Raw genomic sequence first — 2395 nt, 5'->3', positions numbered from 1 at the left:
AGGGTGCGCAGGATCAAGGGCCCCAGCTCGCGGCTGCCGAGGCCGGCGATCACCTCGTCGAGGGGGCGCCCTTCGGCTGGGCCGTCCAGCCGCAGCATGCGCCCGGCGATCGGCGCGCAGCGCCGGACCCGCACGTCGCGGTCGACGAACACCACCCCGACATCGATCGAATCCAGCAGGCTCGTGATGTCGTCGGTCAGCTGCTCCAGCTCAGCGATCTTCTGGCGATGGGCGCTGTCCACCCGCACGAGTTCCTCGGTCAGCGCCTTCAGGTCGGCCGCATAGGCCTCCAGCTCGCCATGGGCCTGCTTCAGGTCGTCGAACGCCACCTGGAGGCGTTCGTTGCCGAGTTCCAGCCGCTCCACCGCGGCCTTGAGGTGCAGGCGCGAGGCGCTGAGCTGGCTGGCCAGCACCGATGTGCGGTCCGCGGCGGGATCGACCGGGCTCGGGCCCGGCCGGATCGGGCCCTGCAGCGGCCGGGAGGGGCCGGCCAGCACCAGGACGTGAGGCGAGTCCTGCTCGGGCGATTCCAGCGGCAGGAACATCAAGTCGACCAGGCAGGTCAGCCCGCGTGCCACGTCGAACGGCAGATGGAGCAGCCGCTGAGGTGCGGAACCCGCCCGGGCGGCCTGGAGGGTCTCGCGCACCGGCGACTGCATCGCCGGGGGCAGCGCGCCCAGCCGAGATTCCGGACCCTGTGCCTGGACCAGCAGCGGATGGGTGCCGTGGAGCGGCAGGATCCGGTCGTGCGGATCGATCAGGCAGGCGGCGGTGCCGGCGGTCAGCCGCTCCAGCAGCTCGCCCGTCCAGGGAGTGCCGGGCTCGGCCAGTCCCTGGCGGCCGCCCAGCCGCGCGGTCCAGAAATCGGCGAGCCAGCCCGGCAGCCTGGTGGTCGGCATGCTCAGGCGCAGCCCGTCCGGTCCGTCCAGTTCGACCGATGTGCCGTCGCCGCGGGCACAGAGGCCGCCTGCGGCCCGGATGCCGTCGGCGAGCGGGCTGCCGCGCTCGGTGCCTTCGCCCAGCAGGAGGTGGGCGATCCGGTCCGCCGGCCCCAGGGCCAGCCCGGCGGCCGACGCCCTGGAAGGCGGGCGGCCCTGCGGCAGATGCCGCCAGTGGTCGTCTTCCCGGACGATCTGGGCGGGATCGGCCAGCCGGGTGATCCGCTCCGCCGGGATCGTCCGCCCGGCAGGTCCAGCCTGCCCCCGCAGACCCCTGCCGCTCGGCTCGTCGGCGGGCGGGGGCACCACCAGCAGCCACGCGATGCCGGAGCGGTCCGGCCGATGGGCGAGGACGCGCTCGGCCAGATCCAGGGCACCCGGCATCGGCTCGACGATGGTCAGGAAGCGGGCAGGGACATCGGCGGACGAAAGCTCGTGCTGGGACTGACCCGGCCCAGGTTCGGCGGATATGATCATCATCGCCCAACTGTCCAATGCTGCCGCAGTTTGGTCGAGCGCGAGGGCGGCTTGTCAACTGTAGATTATGAATTGCTGGTTATGGTTCTTCGGAAACGGCGGGTCCGGACGAAGCCGGGCGCCCAGGGAGCGCCCGGCTTCAGGGGGTCGCGGGCTCAACCCTTGATGTTGTCGGGCATCACCTTGTTGTCCTCCCAGGCCTGCAGGAGCAGGTCGTAATTGACCGTGACACCCTGCGGCTTCTCGTTCGCCAGCTTGCGCTTGGGCTCGCCGCCGGTCGCGTCGGCCTTCTTGTACCACTCCTCCGGGTCCACCTCCGGATTGAGCTTCGGCGCGCATTCGCCGCCGATGCCGGCGCGCTCCAGGCGGCGCAGCACGTCGTCCTGCTGCTTGGCCAGGTTGTCCATGGCCTCCTGGGCGGTCTTCTCACCGCCGACCGCCTCGGCGATGTTGGCCCACCAGAGCTGGGCGAGCTTGGGGTAGTCCGGCACGTTGTTGCCGGTGGGCGACCAGGCGACGCGCGCCGGGCTGCGGTAGAACTCGATCAGGCCGCCCAGCTTGGGCGCCCGCTCGGTGAAGCTCGCGTGGCGGACGTCGCTGTCGCGGATCGGCGTCAGGCCGACATGGGTCTTCTTGAGCGAGGTGGTCTTGGCGACGCAGAACTGCGCGTACAGCCAGGCGGCCTTGCGCCGGTCGGCCGGGGTCGAGGTCATCAGCGTCCAGCTGCCGACGTCCTGGTAGCCGAGCTTCATGCCCTCCTTCCAGTAGGCCCGTGCGGCGAGGGCGCCATGCGCCACTTGGGCGTGCCGTCGGCGTTCATCACCGGCAGGCCTTCCTTGGCCGAGGCGGCGGTGAAGGCGGTGTACCAGAAGATCTGCTGGGCGATCGCACCCTGGCTCGGGACGGGACCCGCCTCGGAGAAGGTCATGCCCTGGGCTTCCGCCGGGGCGTAGGCCTTCAGCCAGTCGATGTATTTCTGG

The 2395-nt window shown here is 71.2% G+C and carries 1 protein-coding gene and 1 pseudogene; both read right to left on the bottom strand.

The window, feature by feature from the left end:
- On the bottom strand, nt 1-1418 hold a 1418-nt coding region (locus VNS22_RS07335), incomplete at its 3' end, for a hypothetical protein (RefSeq protein ID WP_325731091.1).
- A gap of 152 nt (nt 1419-1570) precedes the next feature.
- Nucleotides 1571-2395 (bottom strand): annotated as a pseudogene (locus tag VNS22_RS07330) (carbohydrate ABC transporter substrate-binding protein); the annotation flags it as partial.

This window comes from Geminicoccus sp., assembly GCF_035556675.1.
Taxonomy (GTDB): Bacteria; Pseudomonadota; Alphaproteobacteria; order Geminicoccales; family Geminicoccaceae; genus Geminicoccus.
Note: the sequence above shows the minus strand (reverse complement) of the source record. Positions and strands in the feature narration are given on the sequence as shown.